Origin of the sequence: Micromonospora sp. NPDC049801 (assembly GCF_040656575.1) — a bacterium.
Classification (GTDB): domain Bacteria; phylum Actinomycetota; class Actinomycetes; order Mycobacteriales; family Micromonosporaceae; genus Micromonospora.
Genome location: NZ_JBFAMS010000005.1, coordinates 371419 through 390293, shown reverse-complemented (window position 1 = coordinate 390293; position 18875 = coordinate 371419). Strand labels below are relative to the sequence as shown.

The window sequence follows — 18875 nt, the reverse complement described above, 5'->3', positions numbered from 1 at the left end:
ACGCCGTCGCTCAGCCCACGAACGGCGGCACGGCGATCTCGCCCCGGGCCACCGGCATCACCTGGCCGGCGACGGTCGCGCCGACCGCCACGCCGTTCGCCGCGGTCACCGTGCAGCCCAGCGCGGACGGGCGGCCCATCTCCACGCCCTGGCGCACCGAATAGTGCGACAGCCCGTCCGCCGGCAGTAGCCCGCTGGCCACCAGCCAGACGCCCAACCCGAGGGCCGCCGAACCGGTCGCCGGGTCCTCCGGGACGCCGATCCCCGGCACGAAGACCCGAGCGTGCGCGGTTTGCGTGGCGACGTCCCAGGAGAAGACGCTGACGTGCGCCACCCCCAACCGTTCCGCCGCCGCCGGGTTCACCCGCGCCCGGGCCACCGCGTCCGGGTGGACCGGCAGGTAGGGGAACTCCAGCCCGCAGCCGGCCACCCGGGGAGCGGGCCCGGCCGGGTCGTGGTCGTCCGCGCCCAGACCGGCGATCTCCAGCAGCGGCTCCGGGTCCAACTCGGGGCCGAGGGTGGGAACGCCTCCGGTGAGCGTCGCCCCGGACGACGTCACCTCGATCGGCAGCACGCCGGCCCCGCACTCCTGGGTGATCTGCCCCACACCGAACATCCCCCGCCGGCTCGCGGTGACCGCCGCGCCGACGCTCGGGTGCCCGGCGAACGGCAACTCCTCGACCGGCGTGAAGATGCGGGCCCGGTAGGTGGCGCCGACCTGCGTCGGTGGCAGCACGAACACCGTCTCGGAGAGGTTGAACTCCAGCGCGAGCGCCTGCATCTGCTCGGTGGCCAGCGCCTCCGCGCCGAACACCACGGCCAGCGGATTGCCGGCGAACGGGCGGTCGGTGAAGACGTCCACGATCTCGTAGGCCAAGGTCGACATGTTGATAAACACTAGGCGCTTAGGCTGGTGCCCGTGAGTACGCCGACCCGGGTCTACATCGCCCGCCTCGCCGGAGTCGCCGTCTTCGATCCGAACGGCGACCAGGTGGGCCGGGTCCGTGACGCCGTGGGACGGCTCCGGGCGACCACGCGTCCCCCCGAGGTGGTGGGTCTGGTCGCCGAGATGCCCATGCGTCGGCGCATCTTCCTCTCCATCAACCGCATCACGTCGATCGACGCGGACGCGGTGGTGCTCGGCTCCGGCACGCTCAACCTGCGACGCTTCGAGAAGCGCCCGAACGAGCTGCTGGTGCTCCAGGAGCTGCTGGACCGGCGCGTGCAGCTCGACCCGGGCGGCCAGCCCGGCGCGGTGGTGGACGTCGCCATGGAGTGCACCAGGGGTGGCGAGTGGTCGCTGACCCGGGTCGCGGTCCGCGAGCAGACCGGCCGGCTCAGCCGCCGCGGCCACCTGCACCAGGTCGAGTGGGACCGGGTGCGCGGCCTCAGCGGCATCGCCGACAACCGGGGTACGGCGAACCTGCTCGCCGTCCTGGAGGACATGCGCCCCGCCGACCTCGCCAACGCCCTGCAGGACCTGCCGGACGCCCGACGCAACGAGGTGGCCGCCGCGTTGAACGACGAGCGGCTGGCCGACGTGCTCAGCGAGCTACCGGAGCACGACCAGGTGGAGATCCTCGCCGCGCTGGACCGGGAACGGGCCGCCGACGTGCTGGAGGAGATGGACCCGGACGACGCCGCCGACCTGCTCAACGAGCTGCCCCCACCGGAGCAGGACGTCCTGCTGGACCTCATGGAGCCGGACGAGGCGGACCCGGTACGCCAGCTCTTGAAGTACACGCCGGGCACGGCGGGCAGCGTGATGACCTCGGAGCCGGTCATCCTGCCGCCGGACGCCACCGTCGCCGAGGCGCTGGCGCGGATCCGTGAGCCGCAGCTCTCCCCCGCGGTCGCCGCGCAGGTCTTCGTGACCCGGGCCCCGCAGAACACGCCGACCGGCCGCTACCTGGGCATGGTGCACTTCCAGGCGTTGCTGCGCGAACCGCCGGCCGACCTGTTGGGCAAGGTGGTGGTCAACGACATCGACCCGTTGCGTCCCACCACCCCACTGCCGGAGATCACCCGCCGCATGGCCACCTACGACCTGGTCGCCATGCCGGTGATCGACCGGAACAGCCGGCTGGTCGGGGCCGTCACGGTCGACGACGTCCTGGACCACTCGCTGCCCCGGGACTGGCGTGACCGGGACGCCGTGAGCGCCCCGGGCACCACCGACGCGGTACCGGACGGCGACGGTGGCTGAGCAGCGGCGCACGGAGCGGCTCGACCAGCCCCGCGAGCCCCGGGGCATCACCCTCCCCCGGTTCGACGCGGAAGCGTTCGGCCGCTGGTCGGAGGGGATCGCGCGGGGCATGGGCACCGCTAACTTCATCGTCGTCATGACGGTGGTGATCGCGATCTGGTTCGGCTGGAACACCCTCGCCCCGGCCGGGTTGCGCTTCGACCCGTACACCTTCACGTTCCTCACGCTGGTGCTGTCGTTGCAGGCCAGCTACGCCGCGCCGCTGATCCTGCTGGCCCAGAACCGGCAGGCCGACCGGGACCGGCTGGCCCTGGAGGAGGACCGGCGGCGGGCCACGGCGCAGAAGGCGGACACCGAGTACCTGGCCCGGGAGATCGCCGCACTGCGGATCGCGCTCGGCGAGGTGGCCACCCGGGACTTCCTCCGCTCCGAGCTGACCCGGCTGGCCGAGGAGCTGGACGAGGCGGGGCAGCGCCGGCAACGCCTGGAGCGCCGGCAGCAGGAGAAGGGCAGCCAGCGGTCGACCGACCTTCCCGGGCTGGACGAGCCGCGCGACGAGTTGGACGGCGACTACGCCCGCGACGCCCGGCCCGAGCGCTGACGACGGCTCATCGTTTGGCTCACACCACCTTCGGCCAGCGGCCGGTCGGGATGCCCCGCGACGTAGCATTGCGGGCATGTCAGCACCCGTGAGCACCGTCGAGGACGCGATCCTGGCCGCCCTGGCCACCGTCAACGACCCGGAGATCCGCCGGCCCATCACCGAGCTGGGCATGGTCCGCTCCGCCACGATCGGCGCGGACGGCGTCGTCCGGGTCGAGCTGCTGCTCACCGTCGCCGGCTGCCCGCTCAAGGACAAGCTGCGCACCGACATCACCGCCGCCGTGGCGGCGGTGCCGGGCGTGGCCGGCGTGGAGATCGACTTTGGCGTGATGAGCCCCGAGCAGCGGCAGTCGCTACAGGCGCAGTTGCGCGGCGGCGGTGCGAGCGAGGAGCCGGTCATCCCGTTCGCCCAGCCCGGCTCGCGCACCCGCGTGTACGCGGTGGCCAGCGGCAAGGGCGGTGTCGGCAAGTCCAGCGTGACGGTCAACCTGGCGGCGGCGCTCGCCGCCCGGGGGCTCTCCGTGGGCGTGGTGGACGCCGACATCTACGGTCACTCGGTGCCCCGCATGCTCGGCGCGGACGGCCGGCCCACCCGCGTCGAAGACATGATCATGCCGCCGCAGTCGCACGGTGTGAAGGTGATCTCGATCGGCATGTTCACCTCGGGCAACGCGGCCGTGGTGTGGCGCGGCCCGATGCTGCACCGGGCGTTGCAGCAGTTCCTCGCCGACGTCTACTGGGGCGACCTGGACGTGCTCCTGCTCGACCTGCCGCCGGGCACCGGCGACGTGGCCATCTCGCTGGCCCAGCTCCTGCCCAACTCGGAGATCCTGATCGTCACCACCCCGCAGACCGCCGCCGCCGAGGTGGCGGAGCGGGCCGGGGCGATCGCCCTGCAGACCCACCAGCGGGTCGTCGGCGTGATCGAGAACATGTCCTGGCTGGAGCTGCCGGACGGATCCCGCATGGAGATCTTCGGGGCCGGTGGCGGCACGGCGGTCGCCGAGTCGCTGAGCCGGACGATCGGCGCCCAGGTGCCGCTGCTGGGCCAGATCCCGCTGGACACCCGGGTCCGCGAGGCCGGCGACGCCGGTAACCCGATCGTGCTGGCCGCGCCGGAGTCCCCGGCCGCGCAGGCGCTCGGCGGCGTCGCCGACCGGCTCGCGCTGCGCCGTGAGTCGCTGCTCGGCAAGCCGCTCGGCCTCAAGCCCGCCGGGCGCTGACCGGTTCTGCCGCGCGCCGGGCGCTGAGCGGGTTATGCCGCGCCAGCGCTCGGCCTCCGGCGGGGCGCCATGATCAACTCGGGTTTCGGGAAGTCGGGCTGTCCCGCGCCGGTTGATCGGCCGCTTTCCTTGAGACCGAGTCGATCAAGGCCGCGCTTCTGCCCGCCGCGACGGGACCCGCACCGGCGGGCACCGGGCTCAGGTCGCGTCGTCGTAGCTGACCCGGGGCGCCGGCGTCGAGGGCGTACCGGTGGTGGTGCCGGGTCGCGTGCCGTTCGAGCGCAGGTCCGCGGCGTTGGCCACGTCCTTCAGCTCGTTGTGCACACCGTCGACGTCCGCGCGCAGGTTGTCGTAGACGCCCTGTAGCGGCTTGCGGATCGCCGCCTCGTCCTCCTCGCTGAGGAGGTGCTTGCGGATGAAGGCCTTCGGGTGCAGGTCTTCGAGCTGGATGTCGGTGCCCAGCTCACGACTGAGGTCGCCGGTGGCGTTGCGGGCCATGTTCCGCAGGTTACGGACCAGCCGTAGGCCGTCGTTGATCACGGCAGGCAACCGGTCACCGAAGATCAACAGCGCCAGAAGCAGCAGCGCCCCGACTTCCCACATGTTCAGGTTCTCGAACATCCCGTGGGCCTCCTCTCGGCGTCAGCAGCAAGACTACGCACGTCGGGCGGCTTTCCGGCAGGGGGTGACCCGCTGTTCACTTGGCATCCGCGGCGAGGGTCACCGACGTGTTCCGTCGTGCGGTTCCCCGCCGGAACTCGACGGTCACCACCGACCCCGGCGCGAACTTGCGGACCAGGGCGATCAGGTCGGTCGGCTCGGTCATCGGCCGGCCGTCGAGCTTCAGGATCACGTCGCCGACCTTGAGCCCGGCCCCGGCCGCCGGCCCGGAGGGCTCCACGGCGGCCAGTCGTACGCCGCCGCCCGCACCCGCGCCCGGGCCGCCGACCTGGGCGCCGATGACCGTACGCCGGGCCTTGCCGGTGCCGATGATCTCCTGGGTGACCCGCTTGGCCTGGTTGATCGGGATGGCGAAGGCGAGACCGATGTTGCCGGCCTCCTGCCCCTCGGCCACCAGCGACTTGATGGTGGAGTTGACGCCCACCACCCGGCCGGCGCCGTCGACGAGCGGGCCCCCCGAGTTGCCGTGGTTGACGGCGGCGTCGGTCTGGATCGCCGCGTAGTAGCGCACCGGGCCGCCCGGCTCACCGGCCTGCATCGTCCGGTCCAGGGCGCTCACGATGCCGGCGGTGACCGTGTTGGCCAGCGACAGGGGTGAGCCCACGGCGAGGACCGGGTCACCGACGGCCAGCGCGTCGGAATCCCCGAACTCCACCGGTCGCAGACCCGTCCGGTTCACCTTGATCACCGCGATGTCGGACTCCGGGTCCTGACCGACCACGGTCGCCGCAGCGGAGCTGCCGTCGTTGAAGACCACCGAGGCCTTGCCGCTGCTGCCGGCCACCACGTGGTCGTTGGTGATCACGTGCCCGTCGGCGCTGGCGATGAACCCCGAGCCCTCGCTGGTCCCGCCGAGGCTGCTGACCCGGATGGTGACCACGCTGGGCAGCACACGTTCGGCGACCCCGGCCAGCGACTCCGGCTTGCGCTGGGCCAACGCCGGTGGATCCGCGGCCGCCGCACCGAGCACCGTGCCGGCCGCGCCGCCACGCACCGCGAACGCGTAGCCCAGCGCGCCGCCGAGGGTGCCGGCCAGCAGAGCGGTGATCACCGGGATGAGCAGCAGGTGTCGCAGCGTCGGTCGGCCGGGCGCGTCCGGGTCGGTGACCGGCTCCGGCTCGGTGCCGGAAGGCACCACCGAAGGCACCACGACCGCGGTGGGGGCCGCCGGGTCACGCCACGGATCGCCGAGCGCGTCGGACCACCACGGCGACGCGCCAGCGGTGGGGGGCGGCGGATTCGGGTACGACACGGTCGGGGCCCCGGCCGTGGTTGCGGTGTCGGCGGCCGAGGGCGCGGTGCCGCTCCCCGGCGTGGCCGGCGGCCCCTCCGGCGGGGCTCCTGCCCCCGGCGGGCGCGCCGGAGCCGGAGTCTCACCGTCCCGGCGCCATTCCCAGCCGTCGGTCACGTCGGTGCCTCCCAGTCCGTCCCCCGGATCCCGTGCGGCCTCGCCCGGCCACGGTTCGGCGCGGTCGAGACTGACGGAATACCGCTTCCAGGATTGCACGGATGGGCGCGGTGGAGTCAGCGGTTGCCTCCGGTGATCGCGGTGAGGACGGAGGCGCGGCTGCGCCTCGCGCCGGTCGCCTCTACGCTCACAGTGCCAACCCGCCCCCCGCACCACGCGCCGCCCGGAGGTGCCCCATCGCCACGGTCGCCGGTTCCGGCAGTTCGACGACCCAGGCTCAGCAGTTCGCCGAGTCGTACGTGACCGAGGATCTCGTGCTCCGCACCGCCCGCAGCCTGGCCCACGAGGTGGGTCTCGACGCGGTCACACCCGGAGCGGGGGCGGCGTTGCGGCTGCTGGCCGCCGCGGGCAACGCCCGCGCGGTCGTGGAGATCGGCACCGGTACGGGCGTGAGCGGCGTCTGGCTGCTGCGCGGCATGCGTGCCGACGGTGTGCTCACCACCATCGACCTGGAGGTGGAGCACCAGCGGATGGCACGACGGATCTTCACCGAGGCGGGCTTCGCCACCGGCCGTACCCGCATCATCACCGGCCGCGCGTTGGACGTGCTGCCCCGACTGGCCGACGGCGCGTACGACCTCGTCTTCGTCGATGCCGAGGCCACCGGGTTCCACGCCTTCGTGGAGGCGGCGCTACGGCTACTGCGCCCGGGCGGGGTGCTCGCGCTCAACGGGATGCTGGCCGGCGGCCGGATCGCTGACCCGGCCGCCCGGGACGCGGGGACGGTGACGGTCCGCGAGACGATCAAGGCGTTGCGGGAGTCGGAGCACTGGATCCCCGCGCTGCTCCCGGTCGGCCACGGGGTGCTCGCCGCGGTGAAGTGCTGACCGTCAGTCGACGGCGGCCAGCCAGCGCAGCAGCGAGCGGACACCCCAGCCCGTCGCGCCCCGGCTCAACTCCGCGTGGTCGCCGTCCGCCCAGGACGGGGCGGACATGTCCAGGTGCAGCCAACGGTCCCGCAGGTCGCCGGTGAACTCGCGGAGGTAGAGCGCCGCCGTGACCGATCCGGCGCCCTGGGTGGGCGCGCTGTAGAGGTCGGCGATCTCGCTGCCCAGGTACTCGACGTAGTCGCCGTGCAGCGGCATCCGCCAGGCCGCCTCGCCAGCCGCCTCGATCGCGTTCAGCACGTCGGCGGCCAGGTCGTCGTTCTCGCTGTAGAGGGCGGCGGTCCGCTTGCCCAGCGCCACGGCGTTGGCGCCGGTGAGGGTGGCGAGGTCGACGAGCAGGTCGGGCTTGAGCTGCCGCACCGCGTAGGCGAGCGCGTCGGCGAGGACCAGTCGGCCCTCGGCGTCGGAGTTGGTCGTCTCGCTGGTCGTCCCGCCGTAGTGCCGGATGACGTCGCCCGGACGGAACGCCGAGCCGCTGACCATGTTCTCGGCGAGCGGGGCCAGGGTGGTGACGCGGACCGGCAGGCGCAACGCCGCCGCGCCGAGGGTGGCGGCGACGACCGCCGCCGCGCCGGCCATGTCCTTGCGCATCAGCTTCATGGCGGGCACCGGCTTGATCGAGATGCCGCCGGTGTCGAAGGTGATGCCCTTGCCGATCAGCACCACGTGGGTACGCGCGTTCGCGGGGTGCCAGTCCATCTCCAGCAGACGCGGGCCGCTGGCCGAGCCGCCGCCCACGGCGAGGATCCCGCCGAAGCCCTCGGCGGCCAACTCGGCCGGACCACGGACCGTCAGGCGCAGGTCCGGCAGGTCGGCGGAGGCGGCGGCCGCCTGGTCGGCGAACCACTGCGGGGTCTTCACCGAGGAGGGCATGTTGGTCAGGTCGCGCGCGAGACGGGTCATCGCGGCGGTGGTCCGCGCGGTGGCGACCGTTTCCTCGTGGGCCGCCGGGTCGGTGACCAGCAGGTCGACGCCGTCGAGCGCGGGCGGCTCGTCGGCGTCGGTCAGCCGGAACCGGTACGAGGCGAGCAGCAGCCCCTCGGTCAGCCCGCGCACGGCGGCCGCAGTCACCCCGGCCGGCAGAGCGATAGTGATATGCGTCTCATCTGACGCAGAGCGGGCCAGGGCCGCGCCGGCCGTCCGCCAGGAGGATTCCCCGCCGTCGCCGATACCGAGCAGCACCAGCTGACCGGGGTCGCGCCCGGGACGCAGCTGCGTGCTGATCTCGCCGGCCCGTCCGCTCAGTCGGGCGGCCGGCACCAGCGCGGCCGCCTCGTCGGCGGTGCCGTCCGGCGGCGTCACCGCGGTCGGCGCCGGCTCCGCCGAGACGTCACCTCCCGCCGCCGGCTCGGTGGGGCGTACGGGCAGGACGAGGACGTCGAGCCGTTCGGGCTCGGCGAGCGGACGGATGGCGAGCACGCGGAACCGCACCTCCAGGAAGTTTCACAAAGTGGATCGGGCCATGCCCGCGCACAGATATGAAGACCCTGAGCCACCGGCGCTCCCGGTGGCTCAGGGTCCAAGAAACGCTCCGACCGGCGTACGCCGTCCGGGTCGTCCCTCACTCAGCCGGCGGCTGCCTTCAACGCGTCACCGAGCGCGTTGGCCTCGTCGGGAGTCATCTCGACGACGAGCCGGCCACCGCCCTCCAGCGGGACACGCATGACGATGCCCCGACCCTCCTTGGTGACTTCCAGCGGACCGTCGCCCGTCCGCGGCTTCATCGCCGCCATGTTGTCTCCCCTCAGACCTACACCAGGGTCGGTGGGTTGCCCCACAGCCACTTCGTCACGACCACCCGCAACGCTCGCGGGGGTGTCGACAGACGATTTTCCCTGATGAACACCGCCGGACCCAAACCGGAGCAGCATTGATGTAACAGCATCTAGCTTATCTTGAGAAGGCCTGTCACAATGTGCGGTCATGCAGGCACGGTCGGCACTCTTCGACCTGTACGGCGACCATCTCCGACCGAGGGGTGGCCGCGCACCGGTCGCCGCCCTGGTCAAGCTACTGGCGCCGTTGGGAATCGCGCCGCCCGCCGTTCGCACCGCCGTGTCCCGGATGGTGCGTCAAGGCTGGCTCGACCCGCTCCGGCTGGCCTCCGGACCGGGATATTCGATCACACCAAAAGCCGCCCGACGACTCGACGAGGCGGCGGCCCGGATCTACCGGACCGGCCGGGTCACCTGGGACGGCCGGTTCGATCTGCTCGTCCTCGACGCGCCGGGCTCCCGGCGGGACCGGCAACGACTCGCCGCTACCCTCAGCTTTCTCGGCTACGGCACCCTCGACGAGCAGACCTGGGTCGCGACCCGCCCCGCCGAGGACGTCGACCTGCTGCTGGCCGAGGCCGGCATCCGGTTCGAACGGTTCACCGCATCGCACTTCTCCGGCACCCCGGGCGCGATGGGCGTCGTCCGTCGCGCGTGGGACCTGGCCGAGATCGGCCGCGCGTACGAGCGGTTCGTCGCCGACCAGCGCCCGCTCCTGAGCGCGGTCACCGTGCGCAGCAGCGACGAGGAGGCGTACGCGGTCCGGTTCCGGCTCGTGCACGCGTGGCGTACCTTCCTGTTCCGGGACCCGCAGCTGCCCCCGGCGCTGCTGCCCGAGCGCTGGCCCGGCACCGCCGCGGCCAGCTTCTTCGACCGGCACGCGGCCCGCCTGCGTCCAGCCGCCGACCGGTACGTCGAGCAGTGCCTCGACGCCGGCAACCGCATCGTTCGACAGAAGGGTCGTTAGACACGTGACCGAGCCGTTGCTCGTCGACCGGACCGACGCCGTCGTCACCCTCACGCTGAACCGGCCGCAGGCGATGAACGCGTTCGACGTCGCGCTGAAGGAGGCGCTGCGGGACACCCTGGCGGAGCTGGAGACCGACCGGTCCTGCCGGGCGGTCGTGCTGGCCGGGGCGGGCGGTTCGTTCAGCGCCGGGCAGGACCTGCGCGAGCACACCTCGACGCTCGAGAACGGCTCGGCCGACCCGCTGGGCACCGTCCGGGTGCACTACAACCCGATCGCCGCCCGGCTGGCCAACCTGCCCAAGCCGGTGGTGGCCGCCGTACGCGGGATGGCCGCCGGGGCGGGCGCGTCGCTGGCCTTCCTGGCCGACATCCGCATCGGCGGGCCGAGCACCAGCTTCCTGATGGCCTTCGCCAAGGTCGGTCTGGCGGCCGACACCGGCGCGTCCTGGACGCTGCCCCGGCTGGTCGGCCACGCCAAGGCGGTGGAGCTGCTGATGCTGGCCGAACCGGTCCGCGCCGAGGAGGCCTGCCGGCTCGGGCTGCTCACCCGGCTGATGGACGACGATGAGCAGGTGCTGCCGGCCGCGCAGGAGCTGGCCGCCCGGCTCGCCGCCGGCCCCACCGTCGCGTACGGGGCGATCAAGCGGCAGCTCTCGATCGCCGACGCCGGCACCCTCGCCGACGCGCTCTCGGCCGAGGCCCAGGCCCAGGCGATCTGCGGCGCCACGGCCGACCACAAGGCGGCCACCCTCGCGTTCGTCGCCAAGCAGAAACCGGTCTTCGAGGGACACTGAACGCGATTCGCACCCCGCCCTTACCGTCCTCGTACGCGGGCCGCCTAGCGTCGGCTTCCATGAGCGATCGTGAAGCGGTGGCGCACCTGCTGCGTCGGGCCACCTTCGGGCCGACCGCCGACGAGGTGGACGCGGCCGAGCGGGCCGGGCCGGCGGCGACCCTGGACAACCTGCTCGCCCCGGGGCGAGCCGACCGGGGCGCGGCGGCCACGCCACCGCCGGCCCTGCCCGCCGACCCGTACGCGGCGCTGACCAAGGAGTCCACCCGCGAGCAGCGGCAGAAGGCCAACGCCCAGCGCAAGGAGCAACTTGCGCAGGTGACCCTGTGGTGGCTGGACCGGATGGTCGCCGCCGAGGACGGGCTCACCGAGAAACTGCTCTTCTTCTGGCACGGGCACTGGGCGACCAGCGCCCAGAAGGTCAAGTCGGCGCGGATGATGCAGGGCCAGTTGGAGACGCTGCGCCGGCACGGGCGCGGGCCGTTGGCCCCCCTGGTCGCCGCGATGGTGCGCGACCCGGCGCTGATCATCTGGCTGGACGGGCAGAAGAACACCCGTAAGGCGCCGAACGAGAACCTGGCGCGCGAACTGATGGAGCTTTTCACCCTCGGCATCGGCGGCTACACCGAGGCCGACGTGAAGGCCGGCGCGCGGGCGTTGACCGGCTGGACGGTCGACCGCCGTACCGGGGTGGCCCGCTTCGAGGCCAAACGACACGACCCCGGGGAGAAGACGATCCTCGGACAGAACGGCCGCTTCGACGCCGAGGCGTACGCCGGGCTGCTGGCCGCCCAGCCGGCGGCGGCGACGTTCGTGGCCCGGCGGCTCTGGTTCCGCTACGCCGGCACCGACGTCCCGACGCCGGACGGCCTGGCGGGCGCGGACACCGTCGCCACCCTGCGGGCGCTGTTCTCGTCACCGGCCTTCGCCCAGACCCGCGGCACGCTGGTGAAGCAGCCCGTGGAGTGGACGGTCGGCGCGCTGCGACAGCTCGGCATCCGCCCCAAGGAACTGCCCGAGCAGCAGCGCAAGCAACTGCTGAGCGGGTTGAGCGCCCTGGACCAGGTGCCGCTGCGACCGCCCAGCGTGGGTGGCTGGCCGGCCGGCCCCGCCTGGCTGACCACCTCGTCGCTACAGGGCCGACTCCGACTGGCCGGCATGCTCGCCGCCGCGGCCCGTCCCGCGCTGCTGGACCGGCTGACCGCCGCGCCCACCGCCGGACGGGCGGACGCCCTGGCCCGGCTACTCGTCGTCGACGGATGGAGCGCCCGTACCCGGGCCGCCCTGACCCCGCTGGCCGGCGAACCTCGAAAACTACTGGCTGCCGGCCTGGTCAGCCCCGAGTACACCGTCAGCTGAGCGGAAGGAGTCGAGAAGATGGACACCCTGACCCGACGCAGGTTCCTGCTCACCAGCGGGGTGGTCGGCGCGGGCGCGTTGGCCGCCGGCGCGGGCGCGTACAGCCTGCGGGACCTGCTGGACACCGCCGGAGACCGCGACCCGCAGTCACAGACACTGGTGCTGGTGACCCTCTACGGCGGCAACGACGGCCTGAACACCGTCATCCCGTACGGCGACCCGGCCTACCGGGCAGCCCGCCCCGAGCTGGCGTACCCCGACAACGAGGTGCGTCGCCTCGACGACGACTTCGCCCTCAACCCGGCGCTGGAGGGCCTGCACAAACGCTGGTCCACCGGTGGACTCGCGATCGTGCGCGGAATCGGCTACCCGAAGCCGGACCGCAGCCACTTCCGGTCGATGGACATCTGGCACACCGCGCAACCGGACCGGCCCGGCACCACCGGCTGGCTCGGCCGCTGGCTCGACCGGGCGGGCGGCGACCCCCGACTGGCGGTCTCCTTCGAGCCGGCGCTGCCGCCGCTGCTCGCCGGGGAGCGCAGCGCGGGCGCAGCCGTCCCGGTGACCGACCGCAAGGCCGCCAAGGGGCTGTCGGCGGACACGCTGAAGGCGTTCGCCGCCGCCGAGGCGGGCGAGTCGCCGGCCCGCGCCCGGGCCGCCGCCTGCTTCGCCGACATGCGCTCGGTGGACGAGATGATCCGCGAGGTCCGCGACTCCGCCGACCCGGACACGACGGACCCGGACGGCGACCAGGCGCCGGCCACCGCCACCGGAGGGGCCGGTACGCCCCTGGACGCGCAACTCGACCTGGTCGCGCAGTGTGTGGAGGCCGGGGTGTCCACCCGGGCATTCTCGGTCTCGCTCGGCGGCTTCGACACGCACGCCGACGAGAAGCAGTTGCAGGCCGTGCTGCTGGGTCAGCTCGACCGGGCGTTGACCAGGTTCGCCGACCGGATGAGCCGCACCGAGGCGGGCCGCAAGGTGGTGGTGGCCGTCTACTCCGAGTTCGGCCGCCGGGTCCGGGCCAACGCCTCGGACGGCACCGACCACGGCACCGCGTCCGACATGCTGCTGCTCGGCGCGGGAGTGCGCGGCGGCTGGCACGGGGACGCGCCCAGCCTCACCGACCTCGACGACGGGGACCTGAAGTACACCACCGACTTCCGGGACGTCTACGCCACGCTGCTGGAACGGGTGCTGGACACCGACCCGGGCCCGGTGCTCGCCGACTGGCGTGGACGCCTCGACAAGTTGTTCCAGGCCTAATCGTCCTCTTCCGGGTCCTGGTTGGCCTCCGCGCCGAGCACGAACGCCTGCATGGCCAGCTCGTCGCCGGACGGTGCGACGAAGGCGGGCAGCTCACGCGGCCCCAACTCCTGCACGTACGACCAGAACAGGCGTACCGCCTCGGCGGGCGTGCCGGCCTCGATCGGCAGGTCCAGGCTGACCAGCCAGGTACGCCGCGCCGGGGGCGGGCCGAGCTGGTCGGCCAGCGCCCGGAAGGTCGCCGGATCCAGTGCGGTGACCGGCCCGTCGAGGGTGAGCAGGTCGGCCGGCACCGGCTCGTCGAAGGCCCGCCGGGTGTACGTCACGACGAGCGTCTCCGGCTCGACCGGGGACTGCGGGTCGTCCGGGTCCTCACGGTGCCGCTGCGTCGGCGCGGCGACCCGACCCAGGGCCACCAGGCGCGGCGGCGCGTCGGCCAGCACCGCCACCCGGTCGCCGGGGCCCGGCCGCCCCGCGTCGGTCAGGCCGGTCAGCTTCAGCGAGTCGTGGTGCACGAGCCGCTCGGCCTCGTAACGCTCGGCGGGCAGCAGCACGGCCCAGGTGCCCGGCCCGTCGGCGTGGCCGGCCCCGTCGGCCCGGTACGCGGTCTCGGTCGTCATGCCTGTCATCCCATCACGGGCGGGTGTCGAGGGTGACGTGACAGCCGACGATGTGATCGTCGACCATCCCGGTGGCCTGCATGAGGGCGTACGCGGTGGTGGGGCCGACGAACCGGAAGCCGCGCTTCTTGAGTGCCTTGGCCATCGCCGTCGACTCGGCGGTGATCGGCGCCAGCTCGGCGAACGAGGCGGGACGGGCCGGCCGGCGCTCCGGCGCGAACGACCAGAGCAGCGCGGACAGCCCGTCGGGCAGGTCGAGGGCGGCGCGGGCGTTGGCGATCGCCGCCTCGATCTTGGCCCGGTTGCGGACGATGCCGGCGTCGGCGAGCAGCCGGGTCACGTCCGTGTCGTCGTAGCCGGCGACGGTGGGAATGTGGAACTCGTCGAAGGCCAGCCGGAAATTGGGCCGCTTGCGCAGGATGGTCAGCCACGACAGGCCGGACTGGAACGCCTCCAGGGTCATCCGCTCGTAGAGCGCGTCGTCGCCGTGCAGCGGCCGACCCCACTCGGTGTCGTGGTAGACGGCATAGTCCGGGGTGCTCGCCCCCCAGGCGCAGCGGGCCAGCCCGTCGGCGCCGATCACCAGGTCACTCACGTCGCACACGCTAGGCCATCGCACCGACAGCCCGTGCTCAACCGGTCGATGACGCCGTCAGGGCAGGCGGCCCTGCTCGACCAGCCGCGCGAACCTCTTGAGCGCCTGGGTGAGGCCCAGCTTGGAACCGGGCCAGAGCACCGGCCACGCGAGCCGACCGGCCGCGCCGCCGGGCAGGTGGAACCACTCGTGCCAGACGACCTGAGTACGGGCCTGCCCGAGTTCGGTGCAGCGCAGGACACCCGGGCCGCGCAGCACCTGGCCGTGGTGCACCACGCCGATCTCGTACGGCTCGTCCACCCGGACCACCAGCATCTCGTCGCGCAGTGTCGCCCGGCCGAGCGCGGTCACCGCCTCGATCCGGCTGCCCTCGCGCCCGTCGCCCTCGACGACCCGGACCCGGGTGAACGGGATCCAGTCGGACTGCCGTTCCCAGGCGAGCAGCGCGGCGAAGACGCGGGATGCCGGCGCGTTGACGATGACCGTGGCGGTCACCTCACCGGCGCCCGGTTGGGCCGCCTCCCGGAGAGCATCGGCGCCCTCCGGGCCGGTCACGCCGACTCCGACCGGACCACCGCGCCCTGCTGTCCGGCGCCCCGGGCGGCCCCGGGCGCGGCGTCGTCGGCGGGCGTGCGGATGCTCGCCTCGTCGGTCGCCGGGGCGACACCGTCGGCATCCGCAGCCGAAGAGGTGGCCGGGGCGACACCGTCGGCGTCCGCAGCCGAAGAGGTGGCCGGGGCGACACCGTCGGCGTCCACAGCCGAAGACGTGGCCGGGGCGACACCGTCGGCATCCACCGCCGAATCGGTCGCCGGTGCCACGCCGTCCGCGTCGGCCGCTGAGGAGGTGGCCGCGGGCTCCGCTGCCGTGGCGTCGGGCGCCGCACCGGCGGACTGCTCCCGCGCCCGGCGCAGCACGTCCGCGTCGTCGGTCCGGCCCTCGCGCAACGCGATGACCTCCGCCTCCAACACGCCGATCAGTTCGGACTTGTAGCCGATGTCGTAGGCGGCGCGGCGCATCGCCTGGTCGACCTGTGCCATCCGGTAGCCACGCAGACCGGTGTCGAAACGGACCGCGCCGACGTCGGATTCGCGCAGCGGCCGGGTGCCCGGCAGCGGTACGGCCTGCGAATCCGGTTCCGTCGGAGCGAGACCGGGATCGCGCCCGCCGACCAGCACCGTCACGCCGAAAACCACCGCCGCGACGGTCAACGCCACGACCAGGAGGAGCAGAAGCTGACCCATGCACTGATCGTGGCACGACAGCCCGCCGGTAGCGACCCCACCACCCCGATCACCCATCGACGCCCACGCCCGCCCCACGCGTGCCCGCACGCACCGGCTAGCGTCGGTGGCGGCCGGAGCAGCGGCGACGGCGCGCAGGAGGCGGGAGGCGGCATGGCCGGGGCACTTCGGCTTGGTTCGCGGACGTTCGCGCCGGGTGAGCTGGTGGTGATGGCCATCGTCAACCGCACACCGGACTCGTTCTTCGACCGGGGCGCCACCTTCGCCGCGGACAGCGCGCTCCGGGCGGTCGAACGGGCGGTCGACGAGGGCGCCGAGATCATCGACATCGGCGGGGTCAAGGCCGGTCCGGGTACCGAGGTGGACGTGACCGAGGAGATCCGACGCACGGTGGACACCATCGCCGCCGTACGGTCCGCGTTCCCGGAGGTGGTGATCTCCATCGACACCTGGCGCGCCGAGGTGGCGACGGAGGCCGTGGCGGCCGGCGCGGACCTGCTCAACGACACCTGGTCGGGCGTCGACCCGGCGCTCGCCCGGGTCGCGGCGAGCACGGGCGCCGGGCTGGTCTGCTCGCACGCCGGCGGCCTGACCCCCCGGACCAGGCCGCACCGCGCCGCCTTCGACGACGTGGTCACCGACGTGGTCGCGACGGTGACCGGGCTCGCCGAGCGCGCGGTGGCGGAGGGGGTACGCCCCGACGGGATCCTCATCGACCCGGCGCACGACTTCGGCAAGAACACCCGCCACTCGTTGGAGATCACCCGTCGGCTGGGCGAGCTGACCGTCACCGGCTGGCCGGTGCTCGTGGCGCTCTCCAACAAGGACTTCATCGGCGAGACGCTCGACCTTCCGGTGGGCGAGCGCCTGGAGGGCACGCTCGCCGCGACGGCGGTCTCCGCCTGGCTGGGCGCCCGCGTGTTCCGGGCCCACCAGGTCGGGCCGACGCGCCGAGTGCTGGACATGGTGGCCTCGATCCGCGGCGACCGCCCACCCACGGCCACCAGAAGAGCCCTGGCCTAACCCCCCCACCCGGGATGGGGTGGGGGGTTAGGTCCAGCGGAGGATGTTTCTGCGCCAGGCGTAGAGGAGGCCGAGGGCGAGCACCGCCACGAAGAGCGCCATCTCCACCACCGTGACCACGCCGAAGCCGGGTCGGTCGAAGACCACCGCCCACGGGAACAGGAACACCGCCTCGACCGCGAACAGCACGTAGAGGTACGCGTAGACGTAGTAGCGGATCTGCATCTGCGCCCAGTCCCCGCCGACCGGGTCGAGCCCACACTCGTAGCTGGCCCGCTTGCCGAACGGGTCGGCCGGGCGGGCGGGACGTAACACCCGGTTGGCCGAGAACGCCGTCACAAAGAACAGGACGCTGACGAGCAGCAAGAGCCCGAGCGTCGCGTACGAGCCCAGGTAACCGGTCACGCCCGGAGCCTACCGCCCGCCCCGGAGGGACCGTCCCCAACACGTTACGGATTTGTTTCCAGGTGGGACTAGTGCACCGGGGCAACTATTAAGAGTATTGGATTCCCACCCCCGCAACCGGAGGACAGATGGCCCGCGTGAAGGTTTCGCCCGATCGCTGGGCCGCAGGGCGGCATCCCACCCCCCTGCTGGCAACGTCGCTCGCGCTCGGGCTGCTCGCGGCGCTGGCCGTCGCACCGGCCCTCGCCAGCGCGGCGGCGCCGCGCGCCCATCCGGTCACCGCCGTGACGGAGTCGGCACCCGATCCCGACCCGGACCCGGAGACCACTGGGCCGCAGGAACCCATTCCGACCGAAGATCCGGGCGGCGATCCCGCGCCGACCGACCCGGCCCCGCCGACCACCGCAGCACCACCGGAGACCACACCGCCGGCGCCCCCGCCGACCACCGCTCCTGGGCCACCGGTCACCAGCGCTCCCGCCCCGGGCGGCGCCACCCATCCGCCGACGGCCGGGCCGCCCGCACCCCCGGTCCCACCGGTCAACCCGCCGGCGCCGGGCGGCACGCAGGCACCGCCGCCGAGCCCTCTCGGCGTACAGGTGACCACCGAGGACGTCTCCCTCTCGGAGTCGTACTGGAACGCGCCCAGTACGACCACCACGCTGCGCGTCACCGTGGCCAACACCGGCACGGCCACGCAGCGGGTCCGGCTGTCGTACACCCTGCCGGCCGGGCTGAGTGACGCCGGCACGAACGGGTGCGTCGACGAGGGTGGCGGCGCGTACCGCTGCGGGGCGTGGACGACCGAGGCGGGCACCCGGTTCAGCAGCCTGATCCGGCTGCGGGTCGCCGGCGACGCCTGGGAGCGGATGCCACTCAGCGGCTCGGTACGGGTCGTCGCGGACGTGCCGGGGACACCCGGCGAGGTGGCCGACGACCAGGGCTTCGCGGTGCTGTTCCCGCCCGGTCCGCCGGTGCCCGGGATCTCGCTGGCCGCCGACGAGGTCGCGTTCGACATCAGTGGCGCGCAGAGCACCCTCGCGGTGCGGCTGGGCAACACCGGCACGGTGGACGCCACCGGGCTGGTGGAGGTGGTCCTGCCGTCCGGGGTGAGCGCGCCCGCCCCACCGCCGGGTTGCGTGGCTCTCGACGCGTCCCGTACCCGGTGCGACTCGGGTCTGCTGTCCGCCGGCGAGACCCGTGAGCTGCGGCTACCGGTGGAGGCGACTCCGCAGGCCCAGCGGGAGGCGCCGTTGTCCGGGGCCGTGGTCGGTCAACTCGACCCGCGCAACGGCGCGACCCGGCGGTTGCAGATGAGTTTCCGGATCACCGCGGCGGCGGCGCTGGCCACGCCGGTCGTCTCGCCGCCCGCGCCGACCGGCTCCCAGGGCGTACTGCCGGCAGGCGCCACCACCGACGACAGCATGTCCTCGGTCCAGCGCACCGCGGTCATCCTGGTCGCGGTCTCCGCGCTGCTGGTGGTGCTGGCTCTCACGCTGGCCACCACCTCGTTGCGGCGCCGGCTCGGCGGACAGGCGAGCGAGTCCCCGGCCCCGCCCACCGACTGATCGATCGACGACCCTGGCCGCCACCGGCCGGGGTCGTCCCGGGCCGGCGGACGGTGATCTGAATTACGGCGGGCGGGGCGAAACCCCACATTCCACGGCAATTTCGGCGTTGATCCGGTCTCAGTCGGCGGACCTCCGGGCAGGCCCGGGGGTCCCTTCGACGTAGGCTCTGGGTGGGGAACGACAGCGC

20 protein-coding genes are annotated in these 18875 nt (G+C 73.3%); 10 read left to right on the top strand and 10 right to left on the bottom strand.

Annotation, left to right across the window (positions count from 1 at the left end):
• Positions 1–10: 10 nt before the first annotated feature.
• Positions 11–886 (bottom strand): PhzF family phenazine biosynthesis protein, encoded by an 876-nt coding sequence (locus tag AB0I89_RS12355; RefSeq protein WP_357124405.1) that lies wholly within the window; start codon positions 884–886, stop codon positions 11–13.
• 33 nt (positions 887–919) lie between these two features.
• Here AB0I89_RS12355 and AB0I89_RS12350 point away from each other — a divergent pair, with 33 nt between their 5' ends.
• The 3 genes from AB0I89_RS12350 (at position 920) to AB0I89_RS12340 (ending at position 4032) form a co-directional block, all read left to right on the top strand.
• Positions 920–2206, top strand: a complete 1287-nt coding sequence (locus tag AB0I89_RS12350) for a CBS domain-containing protein (protein WP_357124402.1) — start codon at positions 920–922, stop codon at positions 2204–2206.
• Entirely contained in the window at positions 2199–2807 is a 609-nt protein-coding gene (locus AB0I89_RS12345) for a DUF1003 domain-containing protein (protein WP_357124398.1), read from the top strand. The genes AB0I89_RS12350 and AB0I89_RS12345 overlap by 8 nt, the downstream gene beginning before the upstream one ends.
• 76 nt (positions 2808–2883) lie before the next feature.
• Positions 2884–4032 carry a P-loop NTPase gene (locus tag AB0I89_RS12340; protein ID WP_357124395.1) on the top strand — a complete coding sequence of 383 codons (1149 nt, stop codon included), beginning with the start codon at positions 2884–2886 and terminating at the stop codon, positions 4030–4032.
• Between the two features lie 198 nt (positions 4033–4230).
• Here AB0I89_RS12340 and AB0I89_RS12335 read toward each other — a convergent pair whose 3' ends face one another.
• Positions 4231–4653 (bottom strand): preprotein translocase subunit TatB, encoded by a 423-nt coding sequence (locus AB0I89_RS12335; RefSeq protein WP_357124392.1) that lies wholly within the window; start codon positions 4651–4653, stop codon positions 4231–4233.
• A gap of 76 nt (positions 4654–4729) precedes the next feature.
• The gene (locus tag AB0I89_RS12330) at positions 4730–5965 is read right to left on the bottom strand and encodes a trypsin-like peptidase domain-containing protein (RefSeq protein WP_357124685.1); all 1236 of its coding nucleotides are present in this window, start codon (positions 5963–5965) and stop codon (positions 4730–4732) included.
• A gap of 455 nt (positions 5966–6420) precedes the next feature.
• On the opposite strand from AB0I89_RS12330, the gene AB0I89_RS12325 reads away from it, so the two are divergent.
• Complete coding sequence (locus AB0I89_RS12325) at positions 6421–7008, top strand: O-methyltransferase (RefSeq protein WP_357124389.1); 588 nt, start codon at positions 6421–6423, stop codon at positions 7006–7008.
• Positions 7009–7011: 3 nt separating this feature from the next.
• On the opposite strand, the gene AB0I89_RS12320 is transcribed toward AB0I89_RS12325, so the two are convergent.
• Positions 7012–8487 (bottom strand): leucyl aminopeptidase family protein, encoded by a 1476-nt coding sequence (locus tag AB0I89_RS12320; protein ID WP_357124386.1) that lies wholly within the window; start codon positions 8485–8487, stop codon positions 7012–7014.
• Positions 8488–8633: 146 nt separating this feature from the next.
• Positions 8634–8801 carry a DUF3117 domain-containing protein gene (locus AB0I89_RS12315; RefSeq protein WP_007455245.1) on the bottom strand — a complete coding sequence of 56 codons (168 nt, stop codon included), beginning with the start codon at positions 8799–8801 and terminating at the stop codon, positions 8634–8636.
• A 190-nt stretch (positions 8802–8991) separates the two neighbouring features.
• On the opposite strand from AB0I89_RS12315, the gene AB0I89_RS12310 reads away from it, so the two are divergent.
• From AB0I89_RS12310 to AB0I89_RS12295, 4 genes are read left to right on the top strand one after another with little or no spacing between them, the layout of a single operon-like run.
• Positions 8992–9810, top strand: a complete 819-nt coding sequence (locus AB0I89_RS12310) for a PaaX family transcriptional regulator C-terminal domain-containing protein (RefSeq protein ID WP_355049029.1) — start codon at positions 8992–8994, stop codon at positions 9808–9810.
• A 4-nt stretch (positions 9811–9814) separates the two neighbouring features.
• Entirely contained in the window at positions 9815–10606 is a 792-nt protein-coding gene (locus AB0I89_RS12305; protein ID WP_357124383.1) for an enoyl-CoA hydratase-related protein, read from the top strand.
• Between the two features lie 59 nt (positions 10607–10665).
• Positions 10666–11964 carry a DUF1800 domain-containing protein gene (locus AB0I89_RS12300; RefSeq protein WP_357124380.1) on the top strand — a complete coding sequence of 433 codons (1299 nt, stop codon included), beginning with the start codon at positions 10666–10668 and terminating at the stop codon, positions 11962–11964.
• 18 nt (positions 11965–11982) lie between these two features.
• A complete protein-coding gene (locus AB0I89_RS12295; RefSeq protein WP_357124377.1) occupies positions 11983–13230 on the top strand; it encodes a DUF1501 domain-containing protein in 1248 nt (415 codons plus the stop codon).
• On the opposite strand, the gene AB0I89_RS12290 is transcribed toward AB0I89_RS12295, so the two are convergent.
• Genes AB0I89_RS12290 through AB0I89_RS12275 form a run of 4 tightly spaced genes read right to left on the bottom strand, consistent with a single transcriptional unit; the run spans position 13227 to position 15689 of the window.
• A complete protein-coding gene (locus AB0I89_RS12290) occupies positions 13227–13850 on the bottom strand; it encodes a hypothetical protein (RefSeq protein WP_357124374.1) in 624 nt (207 codons plus the stop codon). The genes AB0I89_RS12295 and AB0I89_RS12290 overlap by 4 nt on opposite strands.
• Positions 13851–13863: 13 nt before the next feature.
• The gene (locus AB0I89_RS12285) at positions 13864–14445 is read right to left on the bottom strand and encodes a DNA-3-methyladenine glycosylase I (RefSeq protein ID WP_357124371.1); all 582 of its coding nucleotides are present in this window, start codon (positions 14443–14445) and stop codon (positions 13864–13866) included.
• A 57-nt stretch (positions 14446–14502) separates the two neighbouring features.
• Positions 14503–15000 carry an SRPBCC family protein gene (locus AB0I89_RS12280; RefSeq protein WP_357124368.1) on the bottom strand — a complete coding sequence of 166 codons (498 nt, stop codon included), beginning with the start codon at positions 14998–15000 and terminating at the stop codon, positions 14503–14505.
• Complete coding sequence (locus AB0I89_RS12275; RefSeq protein ID WP_357124364.1) at positions 14997–15689, bottom strand: DivIVA domain-containing protein; 693 nt, start codon at positions 15687–15689, stop codon at positions 14997–14999. Before AB0I89_RS12275 ends, AB0I89_RS12280 begins: the two co-directional genes overlap by 4 nt.
• Before the next feature lie 153 nt (positions 15690–15842).
• On the opposite strand from AB0I89_RS12275, the gene folP reads away from it, so the two are divergent.
• On the top strand, positions 15843–16712 hold the full coding sequence (gene folP / locus AB0I89_RS12270; protein ID WP_357124361.1) for a dihydropteroate synthase: 870 nt from the start codon (positions 15843–15845) through the stop codon (positions 16710–16712).
• A gap of 27 nt (positions 16713–16739) precedes the next feature.
• Here the strand turns inward: folP and ndhC are convergent, their stop codons facing one another.
• Complete coding sequence (ndhC, locus tag AB0I89_RS12265) at positions 16740–17117, bottom strand: NADH-quinone oxidoreductase subunit A (RefSeq protein ID WP_357124358.1); 378 nt, start codon at positions 17115–17117, stop codon at positions 16740–16742.
• 128 nt (positions 17118–17245) lie between these two features.
• Between ndhC and AB0I89_RS12260 the strand changes: the two genes are divergently transcribed.
• A complete protein-coding gene (locus tag AB0I89_RS12260) occupies positions 17246–18685 on the top strand; it encodes a hypothetical protein (RefSeq protein WP_357124355.1) in 1440 nt (479 codons plus the stop codon).
• Positions 18686–18875 lie beyond the last annotated feature (190 nt).

Excerpts from the sequence above, each read along its gene's own strand:
- AB0I89_RS12310 (WP_355049029.1), top strand. The coding sequence starts at position 8,992 with ATGCAGGCACGGTCGGCACTCTTCGACCTGTACGGCGACCATCTCCGA.
- AB0I89_RS12295 (WP_357124377.1), top strand. The coding sequence starts at position 11,983 with ATGGACACCCTGACCCGACGCAGGTTCCTGCTCACCAGCGGGGTGGTC.
- AB0I89_RS12275 (WP_357124364.1), bottom strand. The coding sequence starts at position 15,689 with ATGGGTCAGCTTCTGCTCCTCCTGGTCGTGGCGTTGACCGTCGCGGCG.
- AB0I89_RS12335 (WP_357124392.1), bottom strand. The coding sequence starts at position 4,653 with ATGTTCGAGAACCTGAACATGTGGGAAGTCGGGGCGCTGCTGCTTCTG.
- AB0I89_RS12355 (WP_357124405.1), bottom strand. The coding sequence starts at position 886 with ATGTCGACCTTGGCCTACGAGATCGTGGACGTCTTCACCGACCGCCCG.
- AB0I89_RS12315 (WP_007455245.1), bottom strand. The coding sequence starts at position 8,801 with ATGGCGGCGATGAAGCCGCGGACGGGCGACGGTCCGCTGGAAGTCACC.
- AB0I89_RS12260 (WP_357124355.1), top strand. The coding sequence starts at position 17,246 with ATGGCCCGCGTGAAGGTTTCGCCCGATCGCTGGGCCGCAGGGCGGCAT.
- AB0I89_RS12300 (WP_357124380.1), top strand. The coding sequence starts at position 10,666 with ATGAGCGATCGTGAAGCGGTGGCGCACCTGCTGCGTCGGGCCACCTTC.
- AB0I89_RS12340 (WP_357124395.1), top strand. The coding sequence starts at position 2,884 with ATGTCAGCACCCGTGAGCACCGTCGAGGACGCGATCCTGGCCGCCCTG.
- folP (WP_357124361.1), top strand. The coding sequence starts at position 15,843 with ATGGCCGGGGCACTTCGGCTTGGTTCGCGGACGTTCGCGCCGGGTGAG.
- AB0I89_RS12290 (WP_357124374.1), bottom strand. The coding sequence starts at position 13,850 with ATGACGACCGAGACCGCGTACCGGGCCGACGGGGCCGGCCACGCCGAC.